Source organism: Pseudarthrobacter sp. TE9888, from assembly GCF_056279345.1.
Genome location: NZ_JBWBRD010000002.1, coordinates 2,284,039 through 2,297,378 on the forward strand (window position 1 = coordinate 2,284,039; position 13,340 = coordinate 2,297,378).

The window sequence follows — 13,340 nt, forward strand, 5'->3', positions numbered from 1 at the left end:
CCAAAGTCCAGACATTGAGACGGGCCGCCCGTGCGGTACCGCAGGAAGCGCGGCTATTCGGACAAACTCAAAATAGGCTAAGCTGGCCCCCGAACTACCTCGCGGGAAGAGGCGATACGGTGGGACAACGCAAGGTACTGCGCTCGAGGAGCTGAGCTGGATGACGGATCTGATCGACACTACGGAGATGTACCTCAGGACCATCCTGGAGCTTGAGGAAGAAAACATCGTCGCCCTCCGGGCCCGTATTGCCGAGCGCCTGCGCCACTCCGGCCCCACCGTGTCCCAGACCATCGGCAGGATGGAACGCGACGGGCTCGTGGTCGTCTCCGGTGACCGGCACCTGGAACTTACGGACACAGGCCGCAAGCGGGCCACCGAGGTCATGCGCAAGCACCGGCTGGCCGAACGCCTGCTGGCCGACGTCATCGGCCTGGACTGGGCCTACGTGCATGACGAAGCCTGCCGCTGGGAACATGTCATGAGCGAGCGGGTCGAGCGGCGCATTTACGAAATGCTGGACCACCCCACCGAATCGCCCTACGGCAACCCCATCCCCGGGCTCGCCGCTTTGGGTGGACAGCCTGCCCGCGGTGGCGCCGACGGGGCCATCAGCCTGGTCGAGGCCATGAAGGGCTACGCTCCGGCCTCTGTTGTCACCATCAGCCGGCTCGCTGAACCAATCCAGGTGGAGCCGGAACTGCTGGCGCAACTTGACGAAGGCGGAATCCGGCCCGGTGCCGCAGTGGCGCTGGAACGCGTGGGTGATTACATCTCCGTGCGGGTCCCTGGCATCGAGGGCGCACTGGAGCTGCCGCCCGAGGTCGCCGCCCACGTTTTCGTTGCCGTGGCCCAGGCCTGACGCCCGGCTTTTTACCCCGACGAGGCACTTCCAAGCAAAGATAACGGAATTGTTACCTAGGGTCTTAAGGCCCTATAGTGGAACCATTCGTTGATACTTAAGCGTTACCCGATCCGGAGCCGAGCTCTGCCAGCGGATCGGGTGCACGAGTCGTTACTGGCAGAGGCGGGGGAACCACAAGCGGCAGCGGGGGACTGCCTTGGGGTGAAGTCCGTCAGCAGCAAGCCTCTCCAGTGAAGGATTCTTCCGGGAATACCCCTGTGCAGAAGCTTGCCGTGACGGGCCGGGTCCTTGATCTCTCTGACCCGAATCCGACAGCTAACTCCGCAGGCTTTTCCAGAGAGGAACCCTTCTTGACCACGCAGACCTCCAGGGGGCGCCGCCGCGCAGCCAGCCCCCCTTCGGCACCCCGGGTTGTCGAAGACGCAGCAGCGGAGCGCCCCCGCGATCTGCATCGCGACGCGCGCCGCCGCCGGGGGCCCCTGCGGCAGGTAACGGAATTCGCCGCCGCAAGCGGGATCGGCCAGAAGGCCGGAATCGCCCTGGCCGCCACCGGCCTGGTGCTGACGGTCACAGTGCCCGCCACCAGCCCGGTCATGGCCACTGATGCGTCCGGCAACGCGCCCCTGGCGGCATCCTCCGTCAGTCCGCAGCCGCAGATTTCCGCCGATATTGGCGCCCAGATCGACTTCAGCCGCTCGGCCGTGGTGACCCAGGCTGACCCCGACGGGAAGCTCAAGCAGCTCCTGAGCGCCCAGTCAGCGGGCTCGGTCACCCGGGCCGCGTCGGCCGGCACCCTGGCTGCACCACTTGCCACCCTCACCACCGCCTCACCGTTCGGATACCGGGTGAGCCCGATTACCGGCGGCTCCGGCGACTTCCACCGAGGCCAGGACTTCGTGGCGCAATGCGGGACGTCCGTCCTGGCCGCTGCGACCGGCACCGTTACCTTCGCGGGCTGGCACCAGTTCGGCGGCGGAAACCGGGTGGTCATCGACCATGGCAACGGGCTGGAAACCACGTACAACCACCTGTCGTCCTTCAACGTCAAGGTGGGCCAGACGGTCTCCCGTGGAGAAGTCGTGGCACTCAGCGGCACTACGGGTGCCTCCACCGGCTGCCACCTGCACTTCGAGGTGCAGGTCAACGGCGAAGTGGTCGATCCCATGGGCTGGCTGTAACCGAATGATTGCTCACTCTCAGATCGCAGTGACCTGCCGTGACCTGAATGTGACATTGAAACAAAACTGCTGTACCGTCTAACTCGCGTCAACTTTTCCGAAGTTGACGCTCTTGAGTGGATTGCCTAACTCTGCCACCGCTCAAGGTCCGTTCGCATTTCATCGTCTGGCAGGGGCGGGGGAACCAATTTTGGCCTTCTCTCCAGAAGGCCTTGGGGTTAAGTCACGAGCTTCCCAGGAAGCAGTGTGGCCGGGTGACTCCCATCCGAATCCGACAGCTCACCTCGCAGGCATTGGGAGAGGCTACCTTCGTGTCTTCACGCCATCATTCTGCGCGCCACCGTGCGCAAACGGTTCGCACCAGCCCCTTGGACGCCGTGTCCAGGGCCGTGAGTGCAAATGCCGGGACCGTAGGCCGCCAGGCTGCCGTAGTGGCAGCCGCATCGGGCCTCATCCTGAGCATGGGCCTGCCGGCAAACGCAGCTGACACCACCGCCGGTGTCTCTGCATCCACCGAGTCCGGCTCGGCACAGACTGCACTGGCCGTCACCGCTGCCCCCACGGCGACGGTTTCCTTCGAGCGCCCGGTCGTCAAGACCACCGCCGCTCCGAAGGTCGAAGCGGTGCGTCCCCAGTCCACCGCACCAGCCGAGCGCGCCGCCACCGCGACCGCAGGCCAGGACGCCGCTCCCGCCGCCAAGGCCGCCGAGACTGTGTCCGCCGCAACCTCCGGCATTGCAGCCATCGCCTACACCGGCATCGGCCACGCCTACGTGTGGGGCGGCACCAGCCCGGTCACCGGCTGGGACTGCTCCGGGTTCGTCCAGTGGGTCTACGCGCAGGCCGGGATCAGCATCCCCCGCACCAACGCGTGGAGCATCATGACCCCCACCTCCACCCCGCAGCCGGGCGACCTCGTTGTCCAGAATGGTGGCGCGCACGTAGGCATCTACGTCGGCAACGGCATGATGATCAGCGCGCTTAACCCCTCCCAGGGCACGCTGCTGCACTCGCCCGCAGCCACCGGTACCTCTTCGTACTACCACCTCAACAAGTAGTTCTTGGGCTTAGCGCTCCAAGGGCTATTTCTTTGCCCACAGCTTTTCCGCTAGAAACCAGATCCCCGTTCGGGATGCGCCGGCGTACCCCCAAGATGCCGGCGCGTCCAGCCCCCTTTGCCTGCCTACACGCGGTCCGAAGGAAAAACGAAAGAGAGAACTCATGACGACTCGTGCTACCGCACGGCACCGCGCCGAGGTCACCAAAACCAACTCGATCGCCATCATTGCCAAAGCTGTCAGCGACAACGCCGGTGGCATGGGCCGCCAGGCTGCTGTTATCGCTGCGGCTTCCGGCCTGGTCCTGACCAGCGGCCTCGCAGCCAACGCTGCCGACGCCAACGTCAAGCGCGATTCCGCTCCGGCGTCCCAGCTGGAAGTCGAATCCGCCGTCGACGCCCCGATTTCCGCAGCTTCCACCATTGCCATCAGCTACGAGAAGCCTGCCGTCACCACCACGCCGGCTCCCGTCGCAGAGCCTGAGCCCCAGGTCCAGGTGCAGGAAGCTGCTCCCGCTCCGGTGGCGCAGCCTGTTGCTGCTCCCAAGGCCACGGCCAAGGTTGTTACGGCCTCTGCTCCCACCGCTCCCGCCCCCCAGGTTTCCGCAAGCGGGAAGGGTGCAGCCATCCTCTCCGCCGCTTACGCCCAGCTCGGCGTGCACCAGGACTGCACCATGCTGGTGACCAACGCACTGGCCGCCGTCGGCATCCACTTCCACGACTGGCCGGCAGGCTACCTGTCGCTGGGTGACACCGTGCCCATGTCGCAGGCCCAGCCCGGCGACCTGCTGTACTACGCCGACGGTGGCGGCGGCATGGCCCACATCGCCGTTTACGCCGGTAACGGCATGGCCGTCCACGGCGGCTTCAACGGCAACGACACCGTGGTCTTCAGCGCCAATGTTGGCTCCGGACCGGTAGCCATCCGCGTACGTTAGGCATTCCCGTGCCGGCCTGAACCAGCGCCGGCCAGTGTACTGCTTGCCAAAGGACCCCCGCCAGCAAGGCGGGGGTCCTTTGCGCTTACTGGGGTTGCCGCCGCAGTCCCCGCCTTTTCCCTGTCCCGGGGACGGAATGGGCCTCCGGGGCGGCGATTACCTGATTTTGCACTTCTTTGTTTACTCTTGTGATGTCGATCCATAGCCCGGACATGCCGAGGGCAGCCGGCCCTCGTGCCCCTGACGGGTGCGGCCGTGAAGAGGTAAGTGCATGCGCACTCTCGTTCTGAATGCTGGATATGAACCGCTGGCGGTTATCACTTTCCGCCGGGCGCTGGTGCTTGTGCTCACGGGCAAGGCAAGCGTGGTTGCCGAGGGGGACGACCCGGTGGTGGGACCCACCGACGTCCTGGGCCGCCCGTCCGTGATCCTCCTCAACCGTTACATCCGGCCCCGGTACAACCACTCAACGGCAGTCAGCCGCAGGGGCGTACTCCGGCGGGACGGCCACAAATGTGCGTACTGCGGCAAGGCCGCGCACACAATCGACCACGTTCACCCAAAGTCGCGTGGGGGTGCCGATTCCTGGGAGAACCTGGTGGCCGCCTGCCTGCGGTGCAACAACGTCAAGGGTGACCACACTCCCGCCGAGATGGGGTGGACCCTTCGGTTTGTCCCCGAGCCCCCCCACGGGACGATCTGGCAGATCAAGGAACTGGAGAAGCCGACCCCCGCATGGGATCCCTTCCTGCTGCCGGAGCGCGCTGCCTGACTGTTTCCCGGCGCCTCCCGGCACCGGAACAGGTGCTGGTCGCTAGGCTGGGGGAGTGGACAAGAACAGCTTGGCTTTTGATGCCCTGATCCTTGCCGGGGGACGATCATCCCGCCTGGGCGGCATACCCAAGCAGTCGTTGGTCTTCCGTGGCCAAACCCTCCTGGAGCGCGCCGTTGCCGCGGCGGCCGGTGCCCGGCTGACCGTGGTTGTCGGCGATGCGGGAGGCCTGCCGGCTGAAGCCGGGGAGAGCCACCCGCTGCCCCTGTCGATCCGCCCCGCCGGCCTGCTGGCATGCCGGGAGGAGCCGGCCTTTTCTGGTCCCGCGGCTGCGATTGCCGCAGGCCTGGATACCTTGGCGAGGAACGGTGGAGGAGCCCCCTACTCCCTGGTGCTGGCGTGCGACATGCCGTTGGCCTACCAGGCGGTGGCAGTGCTGCGGGACGCACTGTTGCAGTCCGATGCCGGTGTCGGCCCGGGCGGGGTGGTGGCCTGTTCCGAAGACGGCAGGGTCCAGCCGCTGGCAGGCTTTTACAGCACGGCTGGGTTAAAAAGCTCCTGCGCCGCCCTGGCTTCACGCAACGCCCTGGTCAACGGCTCGGTCAGGGCTCTCCTTGCTAGTCTGGACGTGCAGCTTGTCACAGTCCCCGCCGGGTCCACCGCCGATGTGGACACCTGGGACGATGCTGCCGCGCTGGGTGTTGCCGCCGGGAACCAGCACGCAGGACAGTACCGGCGCACAGCCGGAGACAACGTGGGAGGCAAGTCGTGAAAAGCCAGGACGAGACGCTGGAAGAGTGGTGCCGCGCGCTCCTCCAGGCATACAAACTTGAGGACGTCCAGGTGGATGTCAACGCCGTGCTGGCCCTCGCGGGCGTCGCCGCCCACTCGGTTGTGCGGCCCGCGGCGCCGTTGACCACCTTCATCGCAGGCTTCGCCGCGGGACTGGCTGCCGCACCCGGCAGGGAGATGGATGCGGCATCGATGGACGCGGCACTGGCCGTTGCCCGTTCCCTGGCGGCCGACTACGACGCTGAAGCCGCCGGGACTCCCGGCGAATGACCGCAGAACCCCTTGACGGTCCTGGCGCGCCGCCGGGAGCAGAGGCTGAGGCGCGCGGGGGTGGAAGTGAACACACGCGTGCGGACCATCATCACGCAGCGCACACCTGGCAGGAAGCGCGCGAGGCTGCCTTCGACGCAGCAACGCCCATTCCGCCCGGCCCCGTTGGGCTGCGGATAGCCCTCGGCCGCAAGCTTGACCAGGACATCGTTGCCCTCCAGGACATGCCCCACTATGCCTCCTCAGCCATGGACGGCTGGGCAGTCAATGGAAGCGGCCCGTGGATCCCGGTGGAGGCCGGCACCCGGCTGGCGCCGCACCAGGCAAGCCCCATCGCCACCGGTGGCCTCATCCCGCCCGGTGCCAAGGCAGTGCTTCGCAGCGAGAACGCGGTCCTGGGGCAGGATGACGAGGGGCTGCCCGTCCTGATGACCGGCGGCAAGGCCCGTCCGGGGGAGCCCCGCGCGGGAGAGCACATCAGGAAAGCCGGGGAGGAAGCCCTGGAAGGGGACATCCTGGTCAAGGCCGGGGTCACGCTCAACCCCGCCCACCTGGCCCTTGCTGCCCTGGCCGGCTATGACGAAGTGCCGGTCCAGGGGAAGCCCGTGGTCCGCCTGGTGCTGACCGGATCGGAGGTGGTGGAACAGGGCACGCCCGCACCCGGCCAGGTGCGCGATACCTTCGGCCCGCAACTGCCTGACGTCGTGGCCATGCTGGGCGGTATCGCCGCCGGCCAGCAGCGGATCGGCGACTCGTACACGGAATGGCTTGCGGCGCTCGAAGACGTGCTGCCGGAGGTGCCCGGCGCGCCGGACCTGCCTGCCGACGTCGTCATCACCACCGGAGGTACCGGGCGGTCGGGGACGGACCACCTTCGCCGGGCAGTGGCCGAACTCGGCGGCCGGCTCATCATCGACGGCGTGGCAATGAGGCCGGGACATCCCGCGGTCCTTGCCGAACTACCCGACGGACGTTTTGTCCTGGGACTTCCGGGCAACCCGCTGGCGGCCATGATGGCCCTCTCCACCGTGGGTGCCCCGCTGCTGGCTGCCTTGGGGCACCATCCCATGCCGCCGGTGGAGGACGTGCCGTGCGGGACGATGATCGAGCCCGACCCCGGCCGTACCCGGCTGATGCCCTTCCGGCTGCTGTATGGCATGGCATCCCCGGCGCAGCACACGGGGCCTGGCATGATGCGTGGGCTGGCAGCCGCTGACGGCGTGCTGGTGGTGCCGCCGCACGGGGTGCAGCTGGGTGAACTGGTGCCTGCCTTTGCGCTGCCTTGGGGGACGCCCATTCCGCGGCCCGGTGAAAGTGATGCCAAGGCCAAGCCCCGAACGGGCGTCCGCACCGGCCAGCCCAAGGCCAAGCCGGCAGCCGGCGGGCCCGTCGACTGGAGTGCGCTCCTGGGCTGATGCATGTCAGGGCCAGTGCCCGGGAAGGCGCTCCCCGGTCCTTGGGACAGGGCGCCCTTTATTGGTGCCATGATGGAGTAATGAACAGGCAGGGTGGAATATGGGACGAGTAACCCAGCGCCGGAAGGTGCACAAGTATGTCCTGGATGGTTCCCCGAGTGCCCTGGAGTACCCGGTCCGCCACCGCGAAGATGTCCTCGCCGTGGAGGAACCGCTGGAAATCCGGCTCGGCGGCCTGTCCTACTCCGTAACCATGCGCACACCCGGCGACGATTTCGACCTGGTGGCCGGCTTCCTGGTGTCCGAGGGCGTCATCTGGGCGCCTGAACAGCTGGTTTCGCTCCGGTTCTGCGCCGGCGAGGACGAAAATGGCGTTCAGACATTCAACGTGGTGGAGGCCCAGCTGCGGCCGGACGTCCCGCTCCCGGACACAGGCCGGCGGGTCTACACGTCCAGCTCCTGCGGCATCTGCGGAACCGATTCCATTGAGGCCGTCCAGAAGTCCTCGCACCACAGTCCCCAGGCGGACCCACTGACCGTGGATGCCAGGGTCCTGGCCTCCCTGCCGGACCTGTTGCGGGAGTCCCAGCGCGTCTTCGACGACACCGGCGGCGTGCACGCGGCGGGCCTGTTCAGGATTGACGACGACGGCGGCCCCCGGCTCCTGTGCCTGCGCGAGGACGTGGGGCGCCACAACGCCGTGGACAAAGTGGTGGGCTGGGCGCTGCGTGAAGGCCTCCTGCCGCTGGCCGGGACTGTCCTCCAGGTCTCCGGCAGGGCGTCCTTCGAACTGGTCCAGAAAGCCTCGCTTGCCGGGATCCCCGTCCTGGCCGCCGTGAGTGCTCCTTCCAGCCTTGCCGTGGAACTGGCAGAGGCCAACGGACTGACCCTGGCGGGGTTCAGCCGGGGCAGCAGTTTCAACGTCTACGCCGGGGACTCCAGGATCCTGGGACCGCAGCCCGCCGTGCCAAGGTCTTAGCGCAGGCAACGCCTGGGCCCGTCCCGTACCACCAGCCCAAGGGGTTGGATGCAGTGCTGCCAGCAGGTAGATTTGTCCATCGAATGGACTCGATGATCCAGTTCCCAGCTTAAAGAGGACCTATATTGCATGACGACCGCAGGATCACGGAAGTCCGCCTGGCAAGATTTGTGCGGGAGCGCATTGCCCCTGCCGTTTACAGCAGGACGGTCCCGCTTACCCTGAGCAGCTGGGAAGTGCCCGGTGAGCCGGTCCCTGCGCTGGACGCGATGCGGCAGGACTTCCAGCCGCAGGAGCATGGCGCCCGCTGGGGGCGGCCGTGGGGCACCACCTGGCTTCGGCTGCAGGGGGAAGTGCCCGAATCCTGGGGCGGCAGCCCTGACACCGCCGTGGAAGTGGTGGTGGACCTGGGATTCACCACCGAAGCGCCCGGGTTCCAGTGCGAGGGCATCGCCTGGCGGTCGGACGGCAGCATCATCAAGGCCATCTCACCGCGCAACCAGTACATCCCGCTCAAGCTGCTGGGCAGCGGCATGGCCGTGGACTTCTATGTAGAGGCGGCCGCGAACCCGGACATGGCGCAGGGCTGGACCTTTGCCGCTACGCCCTTGGGGGACAAGGCGACCGCAGGAGACGCCCCCCAGTATCGGCTGGGAACCATTGCCCTCGCCGAGCTGAACCAGACCGTGTGGGAACTCCAGCAGGACGTCTGGACCCTCGCCGGCCTCATGGAGCAGCTTCCACTGGAGCTTCCGCGCCGCCACGAAATCCTCCGAGCCCTCGAACACATGATGGACGTGATGGACCCCGAGGACGTTGCCGGGACCGCGGCAGCCGGGCGCCGGGCGCTCGCCGACGTCCTGACCCGGCCCGCCTACGCCTCCGCGCACCAACTGGTTGCCACCGGGCACGCCCACATCGACTCCGCCTGGCTCTGGCCGGTCCGGGAAACGATCCGCAAATGCGCACGGACGTTCTCCAACGTGGTGGCACTGATGGATGAGGACCCTGGCTTTGTTTTCTCCTGCTCCTCTGCGCAGCAGCTCGCCTGGATCAAAGAGCTGTACCCGGACCTCTTCAGCCGGATCCGGGAAAAGGTACAGGCGGGCCAGTTCGTCCCGGTGGGCGGCATGTGGGTGGAATCGGACACCAACATGCCCGGCGGCGAAGCCATGGCCCGGCAGTTCGTGGAGGGCAAGGGCTTCTTCCTGGCCGAGTTTGGCATCGAGTGCAGGGAAGCGTGGCTCCCGGATTCGTTCGGCTACAGCGCAGCCCTTCCCCAGATTGTGAAGTCCGCGGGCAGCCGCTGGTTCCTCACGCAGAAGATCTCCTGGAACCAGACCAACAGGATGCCCCACCACACGTTCAACTGGGAGGGAATCGACGGCACCCGGCTGTTTACCCACTTCCCCCCGGTGGACACCTACAACTCGGATCTGAGCGCCAGGGACCTGGCGCACGCCGAGCGCAACTACCGGGACCATGGCCGCGGCACCGTATCCCTGGTCCCGTTCGGGTACGGCGACGGCGGCGGCGGGCCCACCCGCGAAATGCTCGCCGCAGCTGCGCGCACAGCGGACCTGGAAGGCTCGCCGAGGGTCCGGATCGGATCCGCGGAAAGCTTCTTCCGGCAGGCCGAGGAAGACTACTCCGCGCTGCCGGTCTGGGTGGGCGAGATGTACCTTGAACTTCACCGCGGTACCTACACCAGCCAGGCGCGGACCAAGAAGGGCAACCGGCGCAGCGAGCACCTCCTGCGCGAAGCCGAATTGTGGTGTGCCACGGCTGCCGTACGCGCCGGCGGCGCCTACGACTACCCCGGCGCCGAGCTTCAGCGACTCTGGCAACTGGTGCTGCTCCAGCAGTTCCACGACATCCTTCCCGGCAGCTCCATTGCCTGGGTCCACCAGGACGCGGAGCGGAATTACCAGGCCATCGAAACCGCCCTTGAGGCGTTGATCAGCCGCGCCGCCGGGGCAATGCTCGGCACCGGTGGCCGCCGGTTCCTGTTGAACGCAGCCCCGCATTCCAGGGATGGCGTCCCCGCGCTCGGGGCGGCCGAACCGGCGTTGAACCCGGAACCAGTGCAGGCAACACCCCTCGACGGCGGCTACGTCCTGGACAATGGGGTCATCCGGGCCGTGGTGGATGCGGACGGACTGCTTTCCTCCCTGCGCGACCATGCCAGCGGCCGCGAAGCGATCGCCCCCGGCCAGCGCGGCAACCTGCTCGAACTGCACCGTGACACCCCCAACGAGTGGGACGCCTGGGACATCGACGAGTTCTACCGGCGCAACGTCACCCCGCTGGTCCACGCAGAATCGGTCCGGCTTGACGGCGAAGGCGGCAGCGCCGTCGTGGTGGTGGAGCGGCTGGCCGGCACCTCGCCGCTCACCCAGCGCATCACGCTTGCCCCCGGCAGTCCGTCCCTGGAGATCACCACCTCCGTGGACTGGCAGGAACGTGAAAAGCTGCTGAAGCTCGGCTTCGCCCTGGATGTGCGGGCGGACCGGTCCGCTGCCGAAACGCAGTTTGGCCACGTCTTCCGGCCCACGCACACCAACACCTCGTGGGAGGCCGCGAAGTTCGAAATCTGCGCCCACCGGTGGATCCACGTCGGCGAACCCGGCTACGGCGTGGCCGTGTCCAACTCATCCACGTACGGCCATGACGTGGCCAGGAATATCAGGGAGGCCGACGGCGGAACCACCACCACGGTGCGCCTGTCCCTGCTGCGGGCGCCCAAGTTTCCCGACCCCGACGCAGACCGGGGACGTCACGAACTGACCGTGGCCATCCGCCCGGGAGCCGGCATTGCCGATGCCGTCCAGGAAGGGTACCGGACAAACCTGGCACCCCGGCTGGTCACCGGCGCCAACGAAGTGGAGCCGCTGTTCTCCGTCAGCAATCCGGCACTGGTCGTCGAAGCGGTGAAACTGGCGCAGGACGGATCCGGGGACGTCGTGGTCCGGTTGTATGAGTCACTGGGGCAGCGTTCGGCGGGGAACATTACGGCGAACTTCCCGGTGCGGGACGTTATGCCCACGGATCTCCTGGAACGACTTGCCGGAGCCCCGGGGGTAGAGCCCGGCGGCAACGGGGCTGCGCTTCAGCTCCGGCCGTTCCAGCTGGTGACGCTGAGGTTTGCCCGGAAGTAGGGGGTCCGTGCCCGGACTGGAGATCCGGTGAAAGAGGCCTTAAGCAGGCTGAGTGGGGGCGGTCCCCAACGATCCGCCACCACTCATCCCCCCAATGTGTGCAAAGGCCCCCGGGGCTGCCGGCGCTTTGGAATTTATCCCCGTTCGAAAACACGTGGCGGCCCCGCCTTCACACATTCATGATTGTGTCACAGTCTAATGATTTTGTGAAAGTGGGCGAAGGTTACGTTTCGGTAGATGTCTTTTGGCGTGCCGCGCTGCGCCCGTTAACCACCCGGGCAGCCCAGATAAGGGCCAGTCCAACAACGAAGCACAGCACTGCCGTGTAGTTGATGATGAACTCGATTTGGCCAAGGGAGGGCGGAATCACGGGAAAGAGCAGCGTGAGGGCAACTGCCACTCCGCCCAGGGCAAGCAGTCCGGCTCCGATCCGCACCAGGGCGGGGAGCCGGTCCCCGGCCGCCCGCGCCAACGCCGGAACCAAGGCCAGGGCGACGTAGGCGGGGTAGGCCCGGCCCGCTGCGCCGTAGTACTCAACCAGCGCGAAATGGCGGGCGTCCTTCCCGGAGATGGCGCTTAGCCCGGCCGAGGAACCGGCGGTGTCCATGGAGAAGAAGAGCGCCACCATGGCCGCCGAAATGATCAGCAGGACCACAACGCCGACCCGCCCCGTGATGAGCCGGTATGCGCTCTCTGCACCAAACCCCCGGGAAATGCGGATGCCCATAAAGAAGATGGCCGCAAAGATCACGAACCGCAGCAGCAGGTTGGCCAGGTTGACCCCTCCCAGAGCCTGGTCGATCACCAGGTAAGGACCCTGGATGCTCAACAGGATGGCCAGCGTCATCATGGCGAAGATGCCAAACAGGGAGCGGTTCTCGCCGCGGACGGTGCTGGGAATGCGGGCCACTGCAACGAGGGCGCAAATCGCCAGCGTGGTCCATTGAAGGGTCTCGATCATCCCAGGTTCTCCCAAATCTTTTCTGTCTGCGCCTGGTCCTGCTCCTGGCGGCGCAATACTTTGCCCAGTGCCTGGAGCCGGTCTCCGGCAAGCGCGGTAAGTTCTCCGTCGGAGAGGCTGGCCAATGCTGCCTGCCGGGCTCCGGGCGGCCAGCCCGCCTCCTCCTCCGTAATGACTCCTGTGGCCACCAGCCCTCCGGCCGGTCCCACCCCGGCGGCATCCGCGGTGGCCATGGCGAGCTCGGGGGACAGCCGGTTTGCGGTCAACTGCGCGGAATAGTTCTGCGGAGCCACCCCGGTGGCGGCCGACACGCGGTGCCGGACCTCGCCGTCGTCAATGGCGTCCACCCAGTTCTTCACGGAAGTTGCGTGCGGGGCCGGGCTCAGCTCAGGGGCGGCGGCTCCCCGGGGGGCATCCATGGCCGGCCGGGAGAGGAGTGTCCGGAGCAGGTCCGCGCTCGAAATCTGGCTCACCAGTTCGTTCCTGGTGGGCGGACGGGGCGGCCCGGCCAGGGCGCTGTAATCATCAAAGCCCGCCAGCGCGGACACCGGGTTGATTTTGTAGGCCCGGCTGATCCTTACCACCGTGGTCACGGAGACTTTGCCCCGGACCAGTTGCTGGGCGAGGGTTGTCCGCTTGATTCCTGAGACCCGGCAGACGTCGGCAGTGCTGGCATCCGGTGCGATGCCTTGCAGCCAGCGCTGGAACGCCTTGGCGGAAAGGGTCATGGATGGCTCTCTGCAGAACGGGTGGTGCTGACGATTTTACCGTGCCCGGCCGTGCGCTCCGTGCCGCTGATTTTGTCCGCGGCCCACAGTCGTCTATAGTTGATGGTCGAGCCCGTTGGTCCGTACACCCCCCAAGTCCGGACCAGCGGGTTCTTCTATGTCCTGCAGCCCCAGCGGCGCCGCGGCCTGTTTGTGCCGCCTCTGCCGGCCCTCAACGGCTGTCCGGG

The 13,340-nt window shown here is 66.9% G+C and carries 12 protein-coding genes and 2 riboswitches; of the genes, 10 read left to right on the forward strand and 2 right to left on the reverse strand.

The window, feature by feature from the left end:
- The first annotated feature begins 160 nt into the window (after positions 1 to 160).
- The 10 genes from ACZ9J7_RS11280 (at position 161) to ACZ9J7_RS11325 (ending at position 11,424) form a co-directional block, all read left to right on the forward strand.
- Positions 161 to 862 carry an iron-dependent transcriptional repressor DtxR gene (locus ACZ9J7_RS11280; RefSeq protein ID WP_476209414.1) on the forward strand — a complete coding sequence of 234 codons (702 nt, stop codon included), beginning with the start codon at positions 161 to 163 and terminating at the stop codon, positions 860 to 862.
- A 138-nt stretch (positions 863 to 1,000) separates the two neighbouring features.
- Positions 1,001 to 1,211, forward strand: a riboswitch (cyclic di-AMP (ydaO/yuaA leader).
- Positions 1,212 to 1,215: 4 nt separating this feature from the next.
- The gene (locus ACZ9J7_RS11285; RefSeq protein ID WP_476209416.1) at positions 1,216 to 2,043 is read left to right on the forward strand and encodes a M23 family metallopeptidase; all 828 of its coding nucleotides are present in this window, start codon (positions 1,216 to 1,218) and stop codon (positions 2,041 to 2,043) included.
- Positions 2,044 to 2,171: 128 nt separating this feature from the next.
- Positions 2,172 to 2,350: riboswitch (cyclic di-AMP (ydaO/yuaA leader) on the forward strand.
- Between the two features lie 70 nt (positions 2,351 to 2,420).
- Complete coding sequence (locus ACZ9J7_RS11290) at positions 2,421 to 3,101, forward strand: C40 family peptidase (RefSeq protein WP_476209418.1); 681 nt, start codon at positions 2,421 to 2,423, stop codon at positions 3,099 to 3,101.
- Between the two features lie 163 nt (positions 3,102 to 3,264).
- On the forward strand, positions 3,265 to 4,038 hold the full coding sequence (locus ACZ9J7_RS11295; RefSeq protein WP_476209419.1) for a C40 family peptidase: 774 nt from the start codon (positions 3,265 to 3,267) through the stop codon (positions 4,036 to 4,038).
- A 271-nt stretch (positions 4,039 to 4,309) separates the two neighbouring features.
- Entirely contained in the window at positions 4,310 to 4,810 is a 501-nt protein-coding gene (locus ACZ9J7_RS11300; RefSeq protein ID WP_056331149.1) for an HNH endonuclease, read from the forward strand.
- A 55-nt stretch (positions 4,811 to 4,865) separates the two neighbouring features.
- Positions 4,866 to 5,582 (forward strand): molybdenum cofactor guanylyltransferase, encoded by a 717-nt coding sequence (mobA, locus tag ACZ9J7_RS11305; RefSeq protein ID WP_476209422.1) that lies wholly within the window; start codon positions 4,866 to 4,868, stop codon positions 5,580 to 5,582.
- The gene (locus ACZ9J7_RS11310) at positions 5,579 to 5,872 is read left to right on the forward strand and encodes a DUF6457 domain-containing protein (protein ID WP_476209424.1); all 294 of its coding nucleotides are present in this window, start codon (positions 5,579 to 5,581) and stop codon (positions 5,870 to 5,872) included. The genes mobA and ACZ9J7_RS11310 overlap by 4 nt, the downstream gene beginning before the upstream one ends.
- Positions 5,869 to 7,287 carry a molybdopterin molybdotransferase MoeA gene (locus tag ACZ9J7_RS11315; RefSeq protein ID WP_476209426.1) on the forward strand — a complete coding sequence of 473 codons (1,419 nt, stop codon included), beginning with the start codon at positions 5,869 to 5,871 and terminating at the stop codon, positions 7,285 to 7,287. Before ACZ9J7_RS11310 ends, ACZ9J7_RS11315 begins: the two co-directional genes overlap by 4 nt.
- 100 nt (positions 7,288 to 7,387) lie before the next feature.
- A complete protein-coding gene (gene fdhD / locus ACZ9J7_RS11320) occupies positions 7,388 to 8,266 on the forward strand; it encodes a formate dehydrogenase accessory sulfurtransferase FdhD (protein WP_476209427.1) in 879 nt (292 codons plus the stop codon).
- Positions 8,267 to 8,391: 125 nt separating this feature from the next.
- Positions 8,392 to 11,424, forward strand: a complete 3,033-nt coding sequence (locus ACZ9J7_RS11325) for an alpha-mannosidase (RefSeq protein WP_476209429.1) — start codon at positions 8,392 to 8,394, stop codon at positions 11,422 to 11,424.
- A gap of 223 nt (positions 11,425 to 11,647) precedes the next feature.
- On the opposite strand, the gene ACZ9J7_RS11330 is transcribed toward ACZ9J7_RS11325, so the two are convergent.
- Both ACZ9J7_RS11330 and ACZ9J7_RS11335 read right to left on the reverse strand, forming a co-directional pair.
- Positions 11,648 to 12,385, reverse strand: coding sequence for a hypothetical protein (locus ACZ9J7_RS11330; RefSeq protein WP_476209431.1), 738 nt, complete (start codon positions 12,383 to 12,385; stop codon positions 11,648 to 11,650).
- Complete coding sequence (locus ACZ9J7_RS11335) at positions 12,382 to 13,113, reverse strand: hypothetical protein (RefSeq protein ID WP_476209433.1); 732 nt, start codon at positions 13,111 to 13,113, stop codon at positions 12,382 to 12,384. Before ACZ9J7_RS11335 ends, ACZ9J7_RS11330 begins: the two co-directional genes overlap by 4 nt.
- Between the last annotated feature and the right edge of the window lie 227 nt (positions 13,114 to 13,340).

Coding starts and splice junctions, on each gene's coding strand:
- ACZ9J7_RS11280 (WP_476209414.1), top strand. CDS start 161: ATGACGGATCTGATCGACACTACGGAGATGTACCTCAGGACCATCCTG.
- ACZ9J7_RS11295 (WP_476209419.1), top strand. CDS start 3,265: ATGACGACTCGTGCTACCGCACGGCACCGCGCCGAGGTCACCAAAACC.
- ACZ9J7_RS11300 (WP_056331149.1), top strand. CDS start 4,310: ATGCGCACTCTCGTTCTGAATGCTGGATATGAACCGCTGGCGGTTATC.
- ACZ9J7_RS11315 (WP_476209426.1), top strand. CDS start 5,869: ATGACCGCAGAACCCCTTGACGGTCCTGGCGCGCCGCCGGGAGCAGAG.
- fdhD (WP_476209427.1), top strand. CDS start 7,388: ATGGGACGAGTAACCCAGCGCCGGAAGGTGCACAAGTATGTCCTGGAT.
- ACZ9J7_RS11330 (WP_476209431.1), bottom strand. CDS start 12,385: ATGATCGAGACCCTTCAATGGACCACGCTGGCGATTTGCGCCCTCGTT.
- ACZ9J7_RS11335 (WP_476209433.1), bottom strand. CDS start 13,113: ATGACCCTTTCCGCCAAGGCGTTCCAGCGCTGGCTGCAAGGCATCGCA.